This window comes from Dialister invisus DSM 15470 (genome assembly GCF_000160055.1).
GTDB lineage: Bacteria > Bacillota > Negativicutes > Veillonellales > Dialisteraceae > Dialister > Dialister invisus.
Window position 1 is genome coordinate 68,585 of the sequence record NZ_GG698602.1, and the last position, 14,856, is coordinate 83,440.

The following is a 14,856-nucleotide window of genomic DNA, read 5'->3' on the forward strand; positions in this document are numbered from 1 at the left end:
TGAAATAATATGGAGGTTGACCATGAAATGGAATAATGGAGATGTAGTGCATGGATTCAATATTATGAAAGTGGATCATGTTGAAGAGGTAAATTCTGATGTATACATGATGGAGCACATAAAATCCGGTGCAAAATTAATGTATTTAGATTCAGCAGATGATAATAAGGTTTTTTATATCTGTTTCCGCACGACACCGGACAATTCAAAAGGAACGCCGCATATTATGGAACATTCTACTCTTTGTGGCTCAAGAAAGTTCCCTTTAAAAGAACCCTTTGTGGAACTTGCAAAAGGCTCTTTGAATACCTTTTTAAATGCCATGACTTGGCCTGATAAAACTATGTATCCTGTTGCCAGTAGAAATTCTACAGATTTTCATAATCTGATGGATGTGTATTTAGATGCGGTGTTTTATCCGGACTGTTTGCAGAATCCCCAAATACTGATGCAGGAAGGATGGCATTATGAACTTGATAAGAAAGATGGAGAACTTACCTATAATGGGGTTGTTTATAATGAAATGAAGGGAGCACTTTCTTCCCCTGATGCATTATTGAACAACGCTGCGATGGAAAAGCTTTTTCCTGATACGACATACAATGTAGAGTCAGGGGGAGATCCAGACGTTATTCCTACTCTTTCATTCCGTGAGTTTACTGATTTTCATCGTCGTTTTTATCATCCGTCAAACAGCTATATTTATTTATATGGGGATATGGATATAGAAAATACCTTAAAATATATTGATGAAGAGTATTTATCAGCTTTCGATAGACGGTGTGTCTATTCTGAGGTGGGAACACAGAAAGCGTTTGCCAAACGTGTCATAACAGAAAAGAATTACAACATAGCAGATGGAGAGAATATCGCTAATAAAGCGATTCATGCTTTATATGCTGCTATGACGGATTGTATGACAACAAAAGAGTCATTGGCCATTCGGATATTAAATTATGTATTGATTGATATGGATGGCGCTCCGTTAAAAAAAGCTCTCCTTGATGCGGGTGTTGGAAGTGATGTGTCGGGAGCTTACGAGGATAGTTATAAACAGCCGGTCTGGTCTATTGTTGTGACCGGTTCGGAACCTGAACGGCAGGGAGAATTCTCACAAATCGTAGATCATACACTTAGAAAACTTGCGCTTACGGGGCTTGATAAAAAGATGTTGACTGCCGCATTGAATCGTACGGAATTTATTTTAAGAGAAAACGATTATCAGGGGAGGCCTAAAGGCTTGTTTTACGGAATACGGGCTATGGATATGTGGCTATATGACCGTGATCCAATAGAAGCTCTGCGGTATTACGATGATATAAATGGATTAAGGAAAGCTATTGAAACGGATTATTTTGAAGGCCTGCTTCTAAAATATCTTATTAAGAATTCTCATCAGGTATTGATTACCATGAAAGCTAAAAAAGGGATTGATGAAAAGAAAAGAATTGAAGTTGCGGAACAACTGGACGCCTATAAAAAAAGCCTTTCAGAGAATCAGATTACGGATATCATAGAAAAGACACGGGTATTAAAAGAGCGACAGGCATCTGTGGATTCAGAAGAGGCTTTGACTGCTATTCCTCTCCTTCGACGGGAAGATTTAAATCGTGAAATTGAGAATGATGAAATCGAGAATGGCAGAATTGAGGAAATCCGTCATTTTCACTATGACATCAATTCAAACGGTATTGTTTATCTAAATTTATATTTTAATTTAGAAGGATTGTCAAAAAAGGATATCTTTTATGCCAATATATTGACAAGACTGCTATTATCGATGAATACCGTAAATTATGAATATTCTGAATTGGTTAGACAGTCTAATGCGTATACTGGAGGAATTAACTTTCAAGTGGGGTCGATCAGTAATATCGATTCAGATCAAAAATGCACGCCGTATTTAATCGTAAAAGGAAAAGCACTCGTATCTAACGCAGACAAAATGGTTCGACTGCTGAAAGAGGTAATCCTGCATACCGATTATACTGACAAAATTCGGTTAAGAGAGATTTTAATGGAAGAAAAAGCAAATTGGGATATGACAGCGTTTGCCCGCGGACATACTCTTTGTATAAGCCGATTATTATCTTATTTTTCTGAAACAGGTAGATATTCAGAGACGACAGGGTTGTCTTATTATTATTTTTTGAGTGATGTGGTTGCAAGATTTGATGCAATTAGCGATGAAATGATTTCTTGCTTGCAACGGCTGGCAAAACAAATTTTTACACGGCATAATCTTTTTATTCATACAATTGGATCTGAAGAAGAAAAAACGGCAGTCAATAAGTTTTTACCTGAAATGGTTTCAGAAATGCCCGAAGAGCTGGGCCCTGCCAACCGAGAAACGACCTGCTCCAACGTAGTAATAAATGAGGCTTTTCAAACAGCAGGTAAAGTACAGTATGTAGCAAAAGGCGGAAATTTTAAAAGACATGGTTTTGCGTATACTGGAGCACTCCGGGTGATGGAAACTATTCTTCGATATGAGTATTTGTGGAAAAAAGTAAGAGTCCTTGGTGGAGCATATGGAGCGTTTACCCAGTTTATGCGAAATGGTAATGCCGTTTTATGTTCTTACCGTGATCCTAATTTAGCGGAAACTTTAAAAGTTTATGAGGAATTGCCTGACTATTTAAGCGCACTCGTCTTATCTGAACGCGAGATGACCAAGTATGTTATTGGGACGATGGCTGCTGAAGAAATTCAATTGACACCATTTATGAAGGGAGAAAGAGCTTTAGCATACTACCTGACAGGGAATACACGAGAAAGCCGAAGGAAGATAAGGGATGAAATTGTTAACTGTACAATTGACAATATCAGAAGTTTAGCACCGCTTGTCAGAAGTGTGATGAATGATCCTTATATTTGTGTAATGGGAAACGAAGAAAAAATAAGACAAAATAAAGCGCTATTCACATCTATTCTGTCTATGCCGAAGTGATGGGGATAAAAACAAGATTTGCACCAAGTCCAACAGGTTATTTGCATTTGGGAAATGTATGGGTGGCGTTTTTAAACTGGTTATGGACGAGGCAAAATAAAGGGCGAATTATTCTGCGAATAGAGGATATCGATCAAAGCCGGTGCAGGGCAGACTATATCTCAGCAATTAAAGAAGATTTATCTTGGCTGGGGTTAGATTGGGATGAAGAACCCGGGCATGCATATGCATATGGAGAGCCTATACAAAGTAAACGGTTCTCTATATATGAGGGTATTAAGAAGCGGTGGGAAGCTGAAGATTCCATATACCCTTGCTTTTGTTCGCGGGCAAGAATACATGATATATCGTCAGCTCCCCATTTAGGGGAAAACAAACCTATATATGACGGGCATTGTCGAAACTTATCATGGTCAGAACGGGGACAAACCGACAAAGAGCCATCTTGGAGAATCCGCATGAAAAAGCAAGAAATTTCTTTTTGTGATATGTTCTGCGGGAATCAGATAAAGACTTTAGAAGAGGGGAAAGATGATTTTATTATTTTTCGGGCAGATGGTGCCGTATCATATCAATTGGCGGCTTCTGCGGATGACGGGATAATGCAGGTAACTCATGTTTTCAGAGGAAATGATCTATTGTCTTCAACGTTTTATCAAATTTATCTTTTGAGAAAGCTTGGCTATCAAATTCCCTTATACGGACATTTACCTCTGCTGGTAGATAAGTATGGTATACGTTTGTCTAAGAGGCAAGGCGGAATTACCATTCGGGAACTGAGGGCAAACGGGAAGTCACCTGGCGAGATTATAGGTAGGATGTTATACTGGTCTGGCGCAGTGAAAACGCCACTGTCTGTAAATGCGAGGGCGGCTTTGATAAATATTCCGTTTAATACATGTACCAGGCTGGGTAGTGCGTATATCGTAGCAGAATAGGAAACGTGATGAAAGAGATTTTCATCACGTTTTTTTGTGTGAATTTTATTCTGTTTTACACAGTATAAAGACAAAATGGGAGTTAAAAATGTCTGGCATTATTAAAGCGAAGAAAGAGATGGTAGGAAATATTGGTGAATAATAGTTATATGAGAATAAATGTTCCGGATTGTATATAAGTGGGGGATTGTGGTAGAATGTGGCTAAAAGTGGAGGGAGGTGGAAGAATCATGTTTATGTCAGAATATTCGCACAGTATAGATTCGAAAGGGCGGATGATTCTTCCTGCCAAATTCCGCGAAGAATTGGGGGATCATTTCGTTTTAGCTCCAGGGTTGGATTCCTGTCTCTGCATCTATACGATGGAACATTGGAATAATCTTATTTCTAAGTTTGAGCAAATGTCGGCAACACATCAAAATGTAAGAAAGGTAAAAAGATATCTGATTGGAAAAGGAAGTGAAATGGAGTGCGATAAGCAGGGGCGGATATTGATTCCTGCACATTTAAGGAAACTTGCTGATTTAAAAAAAAATGCAAGAATTATCGGTGCGGGAAGCACGATTGAAATATGGGATCCTGAGCTTCTTGATCGGGATTTAAATGAAGAAGAATCTATTACCGATTTGGCGGAATCGTTAGAACTTCCTCTGAATTTCTGATATAAGAGGTATCTATGAAATTTAGCCACACTACTGTTTTGCAAAATGAGATGGTTAGTCATGTATTGACGAATACAAACGGTACTTATGTGGATTGCACATTGGGCGGTGGAGGCCATTCTTTGGCTCTTGCTGAAGGGCTTTCAAATCTTGGCTGCATAATTGGTGTAGATCAGGATGGGGAGGCTATTGAGGCGGCTAAAGAACGGCTCCGTGGAGCCCAGTGTAAATTTATATCAGTAAGAGACAATTTTTCTAATATCAATGGAATTTTAAAAGAGAATGGAATAGAAAAAGTTGATGGTTTTATTTTTGATTTAGGGGTATCATCGCATCAGTTGGATGATGGAGCCCGTGGATTCTCATATATGAATAATGGAAAACTTGATATGAGAATGGATCAAAGGAACTCGTTGACTGCATATGATGTGATAAATACATATACGAAAGAGCATTTAAGAAATATTATTCGTGATTACGGGGAAGAACGTTGGGCGAGTCGTATTGTTGATTTTATAGATAGAGCCAGGATGCGCAGACCAATCTCTACTACAGAAGAACTTGTCCATGTCATTAAAGCGGCAATCCCTTCTGCGGCAAGAAGAGATGGACCGCATCCAGCGAAAAGGACTTTTCAGGCCATTCGCATTGAAGTAAATAATGAACTTGGTATTTTGCGAAAAGCCATGGAGGATTGCATAAATCACCTGAATAAGGGAGGACGGTTAGGAGTCATCACTTTTCATTCATTGGAAGATCGTATTATCAAAAATACCTTTAGGGACATGTCTAAAGACTGTATTTGTCCGTCGGAAATTCCGATTTGTATATGTAATCACAGAAGACAGGTCAGAAGTGTGGGGAAAGCAATAAGGCCGTCCCCGCAAGAGGTTAAGGAGAATCCAAGAGCACGAAGCGCTGTGCTTCGTGTGGTGGAAAAAGTGTAATAAGGGATAGGGGAAGTTCAAATGACATCACAGAATGTGAATATGATGAATTATATATCTGAAAACGTAGCAGTAGCAGGACAAAGTGGCGTCATTGAACGCAGGAACTTTTATCAAGTATTTATAAGCCTTTCCTTATTATTTATTCCTGTGTTGGCATTGTATTTTTTTTCGGGAATGAATGCACAGCAAGAATATAAAATGCAAGTTCTTCGTTCTGAAGTAATTTCTATTGCAAAAGAAAATGCAACTTTACAGCTGGATGTTGCCAAGCTTGAAGCACCGGCAAGAATCCAAAATATTGCGGAAACACAACTTGGTATGCAAGTTGCTACAAGTGCTATTTATGGACGTATGGAGACAGAAGGCGGAAAGCAGAAAATAAGAGATTGAGTTAATAGCGGCCCTCATAGGACCGCTATTGTGCTTGTATATAAATTGTTATACTATATAAGGCAATGTACAGGATTATGATGACAAGTAGAAGGTATTGGTGTGAAGCAATTAATTGATTTATTAAAGGCAACTCCTATCGAGAGAATGGAAGGTAATTCCCAAGTTAGAATAATTGATGTAACTGCGGATTCCCGTGCGGTAGAAACAGGAAGTTTATTTTTCTGTTTGCGTGGAGAACACGTAGATGGACATAATTTTGCAAATATGGCGGCTGAAAATGGAGCGGCAGCTATTATTGCGGAAAAGAAAATCGATGTGGCCTCAGATGTTACAATTATCTATGTTGCCGATACACGGAAAGCGATGGAAGATATAGTTCCATATTTTTTTGACTATCCCTCTAAAAAAATGAGAATGATTGCTTTGACGGGAACAAATGGAAAAACTACAACAACCCATGTTATATCCCATATCCTGCATCATGTCGGATATAAAACCGGTGTCATTGGAACGGTGCATGCTTTGATTGGGGATAAAGAGATCCCGACACATAATACAACACCGGATGTTATAGATCTGCAGCGTATTTTGTATCAGATGCTGAAAGAAAATGTAACCCATGTTTGTATGGAAGTATCTTCTCATTCATTAGTTATGGGGCGTGTTATCGGATGTGAGTTTGATACAGCGGTTTTTACAAATCTGACAGAAGATCATTTGGATTATCATAAGACTATGGATAATTATGCCAAGGCAAAATCCATCCTTTTCAAAATGGTTTCTGACAAAGATCAGATTAAAGATGGGAAATCGGCATGGATTAACAGTGATGATCCATATGCAGCCGTAATGAGTAACGCAATTTCAGACCCGGATTTTTGCCAAGTATCAACTTATGGCTTTAATGGTAATCCCGATCTAAAAGCAAGTGATGTTCATTTTAGCGGAAAATCCTCATCGTTCAAAATTCAGCTTGGTGAAAAAAGATACGTTATAAAAACTAAGCTTATCGGCCGTTTCAACGTATATAATGTAATGGCAGCTATTGGTGCAGCTCTGTCAGAAGGTGTGGATATCAAAGACATACAAGCTGCTCTTTCTGATTTCGTATCAGTGGCAGGACGGTTTGAACTTATTGAAGAAGGGCAATCTTTTTCCGTCGTCGTAGATTATGCACATACACCGGATGGGTTGGAAAAAATATTAACAACTGCGAAAGAGATTGCGAAGGGGCGTCTTATAACCTGTTTTGGCTGTGGCGGAGACAGGGACAAATTGAAACGTCCTATTATGGGGCGCATCGCTGCCAATTATTCTGATGTTGTTGTTATTACTAGTGATAATCCAAGAACAGAAGACCCGGAAGAAATTATTAGGGAAATAGCTGCCGGGGTACAGGATATTTCCCAACATAAGAGTAATTTACTTTATAAAACGGTAACTGACAGGCGTGCTGCCATACAGTATGCTCTGTCGATAGCACACAATCAGGATATTGTATTGATTGCGGGTAAAGGGCATGAAGATTATCAGATTTTGAAAGATAAAACGGTTCATTTTGATGATCGTGAAGAAGTAAGGAAGGCATTAAGAGGTTAGGAAATGGCATCATTTACGCTGGGGGAAATTTTAAAGGCAGTTAGTGGTGTTTTACTGCAGCAGGGGAGCCATGAATATTGTACAGGGGTAAATACTGATACACGCACTATTTCTCCCGGAGAACTTTTTATTGCTTTGCAAGGGAATACATTTGACGGACATCATTTTTTAAATGATGCATGTATTAACGGTGCATCAATGGTCATTATTTCCGAAAGATCTTCTTTTAAGGCTGTTCCTCGAACAGTTTCCGTTATCCTGGTAAAAAATACCCAAACAGCCCTGGAAGCATTAGCACATTTCTATCGGATGAAGTTTGATATTCCAGTGGTGGCGGTAACGGGATCTAATGGAAAAACGACGACAAAAAATATGATTGCGGCTTTAGTTGCTTCCAAATTGAATGTATGTGCAACGCAGAAAAATTTTAATAATGAAATTGGACTTTCGTTGACTCTTTTATCCATGACGCCGGAAACAGAAGCGTGCGTGGTGGAAATGGGAATGAGAGGTCTTGGGCAAATTGCAGAACTGTGTCGAATTGCAGCGCCTACTATCGGTGTTGTAACAAATGTAGGGACTTCGCATATAGGAATTTTAGGGAGTCAGGAGAATATCGCGAAGGCGAAGGGAGAGCTAATTGAATCACTACCTGATAAGGGGATTGCCATATTAAATGAAGATGATCCTTATGTAATTAGAATGGGCGATACTTTTAGCGGAAATATAATAGGGTATGGAGTAAATGGGAATTATACTGTCCATGGGAGTAGAATTCAATATGAAAATAATTGTACCAAATATGTTTGTACCTGCTTTGATGAGGCATTTAAAGTTAAGCTGAATATGCTAGGTATTCATAATGTATATAATGCATTGGCGGCTACGGCAACGGCAAGAGTGCTTGGGATTGATGTAAATCGTATTCAAAAAGCACTTTCTGAGTTTTTACCTGGAGCGCAAAGACAGTTTTTCACAGAGATTAATGGCGTAACTGTGATTGATGACTCTTATAATGCCAATCCATTATCAATGGAGATGGCTTTTCATGCTATGCGTCAGGTCAATGGAAAGCATTATTTCCTTGTGTTAGGGGATATGGGAGAGTTGGGGGAAAAAGAGGAACAATTTCATTATGAACTGGGGAAAATAGCCGCAAATATAGGGTTTGACGGAATGATTACGGTGGGGAAGCTTAGCCGCCATATAGCTATGGGGGCTCGCGATGCGGGAAAAACGAACATCATGGAATGCACAACTTGTGAGGATGCTTGGCAGAGATTACAAAAGATGATCCAGTCTGGAGATGTTGTTTTAGTCAAAGGATCCCGTTACATGCATATGGAAACGATACTGGAACTTTGGAGGAAATCTTTAAATTAAGATGGAATTTACTTATATACTTTACATGGGGGAAGCAATTGCATTAACAGTTATGCTTGGGGTAATTGCAATTCCCCTCGCACGAAAATATAAGGCGCAGCAGTCTATTCGAGAAGAAGGACCCAAATCGCATCGCTTAAAGGCGGGAACTCCCACAATGGGGGGGCTATTTGTGTGCTTGTCTGTAGTTCTTGTCGTTATTTGGAACAGATTGGCAGACCCATCGGTACTTTGGCTCCTGTTTCTGACTTTGGGACATGGCTTGCTTGGTTTTTTAGACGACTTGATAAAAGCGGAAAAGAAAAGGAATTTGGGGTTAACCGCTAAGCAGAAAATCGCGGGACAATTGATTTTAGCGGCCTTTTTTTGCTGGGGATGTGTAGAGACGCTTCATCTGCCATATTCAATCTCAATTCCATTCTCATCAATGGAGATCGAGATTGGAGCGCTGTATTATATTTTTGCAGTATTGGTTGTTGTAGGGGCTTCCAATGCAGTGAATCTGACTGATGGGCTGGATGGCTTGGCTTCAGGATGCAGTGTTGTAACATTTTTAGCTTATTCAGTTTATTGCTATGTAAACGGGATACATGACATTGGTTTGTTTTCTGCAATCTTAGCGGGGGGCTGTGTGGGATTTTTATTTTTCAATTATCATCCGGCTGAAATTTTCATGGGAGACACCGGCTCTTTGGCTTTAGGAGGGGCAGTTGCAGGAATTGCCATAGTGACAAAAACCGAATTGCTTCTCATTTTTTTAGGGATGGTTTTTGTGCTCGAAGCACTTTCTGTGATTTTACAGGTTGTATCTTTCCAATTAACAGGAAAACGAATATTTAAAATGAGTCCACTTCATCATCATTTTGAGCTTTCCGGCTGGAGTGAAGTTAGAGTGGTTTGGTCATTTTGGATTTTTGCTTGCATTATGGCATGTGTCACACTCATGATTTCATTTAAAGCATAGAAAAATATAGACATATATTCATGCATTAAAGTGAAGCAATAAGTGTAGTAGTTGTTTTTATTTGAGGCGGTAAAAGTGAAAAATGTATTGGTGATTGGCGCAGGGATTAGCGGCCTAGGGGCAGCGCATGTATTGCTCAGACATGAATGTAATGTTATTGTTTCAGATTTAAAAGACAATATAAAAGATAAGAAAGAAAAAGAAATACTTCAATCGTTTGGGGTCGTATTTGAATTTGGCATGCAATCTGTTGAGTTACTGGATGGAATCGATACGGTTGTGGTTTCACCAGTTATTTCTGCTGAGAATATAGTCGTGATGGAGGCTTTTAAGCGTAGAATTCCTGTAATTAGCGAAATTGAACTGGCATATAGAGTAACGAAGGCTCCTATATTGGCGGTTACCGGTACAAATGGGAAAACAACTACAACAACTTTACTCGGCAGCATGATAGGCCATTCATCAATACCTTTTGCAGTAGCAGGAAACCTAGGAATTTCACTTAGCCGTGAAGCAGAATTGGTAGCTGAAGATGGAGTGATTGCGGCAGAGGTATCCAGTTTCCAGCTGGAGTTTATTAAAGATTTTTGCCCTAAGGCAGCAGTGATCTTGAATATTACTCCAGATCATATAGAACGTCATCATACGATGGAAAGATATGTGGCAGCAAAAGCAAGAATTTTTGAGAATATGGGAAAGGATAATTGCTTGTTATTAAATGCGGAAGATGAATATACTCCGATACTGATGAAAAAAGCTAAAAATACTACTGTATGTTTGTTCAGTATAAGCCGTGATGTAGAAGAAGGCGCCTGTCTTAACGGAGCAGACTTGGTGATTAAGCGAAGGGGGAAAGTTCTTAAGGTGGCAGGTATAGATGAATTGCAGCTGACAGGAAATCAGAATTACCAGAATGTCTTAGCAGCAGCATTTTTAGCATATGAAGGTGGAATCCCGCTTGAAGCCATTCATGATGGAATAATTGAATTCAAAGGCTTACCGCATCGTATCGAATTTGTTCGAGAGCTGGATGGAGTTTCATATTATAATGACTCAAAGGCAACAAATACAGATGCGGCGATTAAGGGAATGGAAACATTCAATCGTCCAATCATTCTTATTGCAGGCGGATATGACAAGCACACAAAACTTGATAAGTTTATGAAAACGGTGAAAGCGCGTGTCAAATGTTTGATTTTGTTAGGCAATGCAGCAGCAAGATTTAAAGATGAAGCAGAGAAAGCCGGGATAAAAACTATTGTTTTGGCTGATGATATGCGGGGCGCTGTTGAAAAAGGGAAATCCATTGCCTGCAGCGGGGATGTTGTATTGCTGTCTCCGGCATGTTCAAGTTTTGATATGTATGCTAATTATGAAGCGCGAGGCTTTGATTTTAAAAAGATTGTAAACAGGCTGAAGTGATGGGAGTATAGATGAAACGTATTATTTTATCCGGAGGCGGAACAGGTGGACATATTTATCCGGCAATTACGATTGCCCGCGAGATTCTAAAAATAGAAGAAGCAGAGATTTTATTTATCGGAACTCCGGATGGGATGGAGTCTAAAATTATTCCGGAAGAGGGATTTGCTTTTGCATCAATTCCGGTTTCGGGATTAAAAAGGAAAATCACATTTGATAATATAAAAATTTTAATGCAGGCAATACATAGTTTATTTAAAGCAAAAGCTGTTTTGAATAAGTTTAAACCTGATATTGTGATTGGAACGGGCGGATATGTGTGCGGACCTATTTTAATGGCTGCAGCATTGAGCCGTATTCCGACTCTTATCCAAGAGCAAAATGTGATTCCCGGTATTACAAATAAAATTTTAAATCGAGTGGTTGATAAGGTTGCCTTAGGCTACGAAGAAGCGAGAATACGCTTTCCCAAACCGGAAAAATGTATTTATACGGGGAATCCGATTAGGCCGGATGTAGTATCTGCACAACGGGCGGAATCCAGGAGAAAACTAGGGATATCACCTGAAGTGTTTATGGTAGTAATTACCGGCGGCAGCCGTGGTGCAAGAACGATTAATCGTGCAATGATTAGTGTACATGAACATTTTAAGGGAGATAAAGGAATCTGTCTTTATCACATAACAGGGAATCTTGAATACGATAAAATTGTTCGAGAGTTAGGACTTACAGACGGTAAGTCCTTTGGGGAAGGCAGTCGGATTATTAAGTATGAGTATGATATGCCGGCGGTATTAGCAGCTGCGGATCTAATTATCTGCAGGGCGGGGGCAGTGAGTCTTGCGGAACTTGCTGCACGGGAACTCCCTTCTATTCTGATACCATATCCCTACGCGTCAGGAGATCATCAGACATTCAATGCAAGAGTTTTTGTTAAAGCTGAGGCTGCAAAAATGATTGCGGATAAGTATGTGACTGAAAAGGAACTTATTCAGGATATTAATGATTTCAGACACCAGCCTGAAACCTTGGAACGGATGTCTGAAGCAACAAAAAAGATTAAAAAGATCTATGCAGGGGCAGATATTGCGCAATTGGCGCTTGAAATGACGGAGAATAAGAAATGATGGAATTGGAAAATTATCATGCGTTTCATTTTGTTGGGCTTGGCGGTGTGGGAATGTGTGCGCTTGCCAGAATCTTAATTGAAAAAGGTATTACTGTTTCTGGTTCTGATGTGTCGGATTCAGCTGTTTTACAGGAACTTAGGAATAAAGGAGCTGCCGTCTTTATTGGGCATAAGCGGGAAAATATAAACAATGCGGATGTACTGGTAGTTTCTTCAGCCATTGGCATGGATAATCCTGAGCTGCAGGAGGCCAAAAGTAGAGACCTGCCGATTTTCCATCGATCTGATGTATTGGCGGCCATTTTCAAATGGGGAAAAGGCATTGCAGTAGCCGGTGCACATGGAAAATCAACCACGTCAGCAATGATCGGGCAGATTTTTCATGTGGCAAAGATGGATCCTACAATTGTTTTAGGCGGATTCACGGATTATCTTAAAGGAAACTCATGTTTGGGACATGGTGAACATATCATCGCGGAAGCTGATGAAAGTGATGGCTCCTTTTTAAAATTCGCTACGTTTCTTTCTGTAGTAACTAATATAGAGGATGATCATTTAGACCACTATGGGACAGTAGAAAATATAAGAAAGGCCTTTGTTGAGTTTCTTAACCATGTTACTTATAAAGATGGGGGAGCAATTGTTTGTATCGATAGTGAAGGTGTACAGGCTATACTGCCGCAAATAAAGAAAAAGGTTATTTCTTTTGGCATAAATGATTCTGCTGAATATCGTGCGGTGAATAAAAGATATAAAAAGCAGAATATGCTGTTTGATGTGTATCACTATAAAGAAAAACTTGGAACGGTATCTTTGCAGATTCCAGGGATTCATAATGTCAGAGATGCTTTGGGAGCCATTGTGGTAGCATTATATTGTGGAATTTCTTTTGAAACAAGTGTAAAAGCGTTATCAGTGTTTTCCGGCGTTAAGCGTCGGTTTCAGACAAAAATGAAAGAGCATGGGGTTTGGATCGTAGATGATTATGCCCATCATCCGACTGAAATAGCAGCAACGTTAAAAGCAGCCAAAGAGATGGGAAGGCATCGAGTTATTTGTGCATTTCAGCCACATCGATACTCTCGGACAAAATTGCTGCAAGAAGAGTTTTCAGAAGCATTTATTGATGCTGATGTCTTGTTTTTTACTGATATTTATGCAGCCGGTGAATCCCCTATTCAGGGAATAGATGGAACATTGATTCCAAATCTTGTGAAAAGGCGGTTCCCGGATAAACCAATTAATTACGTGAAGAATGTAGAAGATTTGCCCAAAGAGCTTTATAAGGTCATCAAACCTGATGATATGCTGATTACTATGGGCGCAGGGAATATATATATGGCAGGCGAAATGCTTGCGAATCTTATGAAAGGAAAGGGGTTATCCAGTGATTACAAAAAATAATACAGTAGCTGTTTTAATGGGAGGCGTATCTCGTGAGGCGGATATATCCAGGAAAACAGGAACGGCTATTCTTCAGGCGCTGTTGTCTTTGGGGTACCATGCGGTAAAAGTTGAATATAATCCGTCTTGTGTCCTTAAACAGCTTAAAGCAGTCGGGGCGGAAGTTGTTTTTATTGCACTTCATGGGAAATATGGGGAAGATGGAACAATTCAAAGTATACTTGAGTTAAGCAAGATTCCGTATACAGGATCGGGAGTTTCCTCAAGTGCTATTACGATGGATAAGATTATCAGCAGTAGAGTTTTTAAAGATGCCGGTGTCCGGATGGCTTTTTCAAAACCGTATTATTTAAAAAACGGAATTGATACCGTGGCGGAATCCATTGAAAAGAATTTTAAGTTTCCAGTTGTGTTGAAACCGGCATGTGAGGGATCTACGATTGGGCTCGAAATTGTTTATGAAAAAGAGAAATTAAAAGAGGCATTAAAAAGAGTGTTTGCCATTGAATCCAGAATTTTGGCAGAAGCTTATTTAGATGGAAAGGAATTTACCATAGCGGTCCTGAATGGTAAAGCTTTGCCGATTATTCAGATATGCCCTCATTCAGGACAATATGATTTTCACTCTAAATATACGAGTGGTGCAACCGATTATATAGTACCTGCACCATTGCCGGGAGCCGCGGCTGATGAAATGACTCGTATGGCGATTTTAGGATATGAGGCTGCAGAGTGCAGCGGGGTGGTCAGATTTGATTTTCGCACCGATAAAAGAGGAACGCCTTTTCTGCTTGAAGCGAATTCTATTCCGGGAATGACGGAGACAAGTCTTGTACCTAAGGCTGCTGCGGCAATCGGTATGGATTTTCCGTCTTTGTGCGAAAATATTTTGCTGAAAGCTGGTGTTGGTAAAGTATAATACGTGTCAAGGTGGTTTAGAATCATGGGTGAAAAGAAAGCTTTTAAGAAGTTCCCAAAGAAGCAGCACATAAAAAATGACACCCCATCTGTTCAAGAGAGGGTTGAGGAAGTTTATGATGATGGCCGAGTGCTGTTAAAAGA

Annotated in this window: 12 protein-coding genes; all 12 read left to right on the forward strand. The window is 39.6% G+C overall.

Annotated features, from left to right (window positions below; all coding sequences use genetic code 11):
• Positions 1–22: 22 nt before the first annotated feature.
• Positions 23–2,950: an insulinase family protein gene (locus GCWU000321_RS00320; protein ID WP_007069063.1), complete on the forward strand. Its 2,928-nt coding sequence runs from the start codon at positions 23–25 to the stop codon at positions 2,948–2,950.
• Positions 2,950–3,888 carry a tRNA glutamyl-Q(34) synthetase GluQRS gene (gluQRS, locus tag GCWU000321_RS00325; RefSeq protein ID WP_007069064.1) on the forward strand — a complete coding sequence of 313 codons (939 nt, stop codon included), beginning with the start codon at positions 2,950–2,952 and terminating at the stop codon, positions 3,886–3,888. Before GCWU000321_RS00320 ends, gluQRS begins: the two co-directional genes overlap by 1 nt.
• A 230-nt stretch (positions 3,889–4,118) precedes the next feature.
• Positions 4,119–4,550 carry a division/cell wall cluster transcriptional repressor MraZ gene (mraZ, locus tag GCWU000321_RS00330; protein WP_040381033.1) on the forward strand — a complete coding sequence of 144 codons (432 nt, stop codon included), beginning with the start codon at positions 4,119–4,121 and terminating at the stop codon, positions 4,548–4,550.
• Positions 4,551–4,564: 14 nt separating this feature from the next.
• Positions 4,565–5,497: a 16S rRNA (cytosine(1402)-N(4))-methyltransferase RsmH gene (gene rsmH, locus GCWU000321_RS00335; RefSeq protein ID WP_007069066.1), complete on the forward strand. Its 933-nt coding sequence runs from the start codon at positions 4,565–4,567 to the stop codon at positions 5,495–5,497.
• Positions 5,498–5,518: 21 nt separating this feature from the next.
• A complete protein-coding gene (locus GCWU000321_RS00340) occupies positions 5,519–5,890 on the forward strand; it encodes an FtsB/FtsL family cell division protein (protein WP_007069067.1) in 372 nt (123 codons plus the stop codon).
• A 102-nt stretch (positions 5,891–5,992) separates the two neighbouring features.
• Positions 5,993–7,492 carry a UDP-N-acetylmuramoyl-L-alanyl-D-glutamate--2,6-diaminopimelate ligase gene (locus GCWU000321_RS00345; protein WP_007069068.1) on the forward strand — a complete coding sequence of 500 codons (1,500 nt, stop codon included), beginning with the start codon at positions 5,993–5,995 and terminating at the stop codon, positions 7,490–7,492.
• 3 nt (positions 7,493–7,495) lie between these two features.
• A complete protein-coding gene (locus GCWU000321_RS00350) occupies positions 7,496–8,875 on the forward strand; it encodes a UDP-N-acetylmuramoyl-tripeptide--D-alanyl-D-alanine ligase (protein WP_007069069.1) in 1,380 nt (459 codons plus the stop codon).
• A 1-nt stretch (position 8,876) separates the two neighbouring features.
• On the forward strand, positions 8,877–9,839 hold the full coding sequence (mraY, locus tag GCWU000321_RS00355; protein ID WP_007069070.1) for a phospho-N-acetylmuramoyl-pentapeptide-transferase: 963 nt from the start codon (positions 8,877–8,879) through the stop codon (positions 9,837–9,839).
• A gap of 75 nt (positions 9,840–9,914) precedes the next feature.
• Positions 9,915–11,261: a UDP-N-acetylmuramoyl-L-alanine--D-glutamate ligase gene (murD, locus tag GCWU000321_RS00360; protein ID WP_040381034.1), complete on the forward strand. Its 1,347-nt coding sequence runs from the start codon at positions 9,915–9,917 to the stop codon at positions 11,259–11,261.
• 11 nt (positions 11,262–11,272) lie between these two features.
• Entirely contained in the window at positions 11,273–12,388 is a 1,116-nt protein-coding gene (murG, locus tag GCWU000321_RS00365; RefSeq protein WP_007069072.1) for an undecaprenyldiphospho-muramoylpentapeptide beta-N-acetylglucosaminyltransferase, read from the forward strand.
• Entirely contained in the window at positions 12,385–13,794 is a 1,410-nt protein-coding gene (gene murC / locus GCWU000321_RS00370; protein WP_007069073.1) for a UDP-N-acetylmuramate--L-alanine ligase, read from the forward strand. Before murG ends, murC begins: the two co-directional genes overlap by 4 nt.
• On the forward strand, positions 13,778–14,713 hold the full coding sequence (locus tag GCWU000321_RS00375; RefSeq protein WP_007069074.1) for a D-alanine--D-alanine ligase family protein: 936 nt from the start codon (positions 13,778–13,780) through the stop codon (positions 14,711–14,713). The genes murC and GCWU000321_RS00375 overlap by 17 nt, the downstream gene beginning before the upstream one ends.
• The last annotated feature ends 143 nt before the right edge of the window (positions 14,714–14,856 follow it).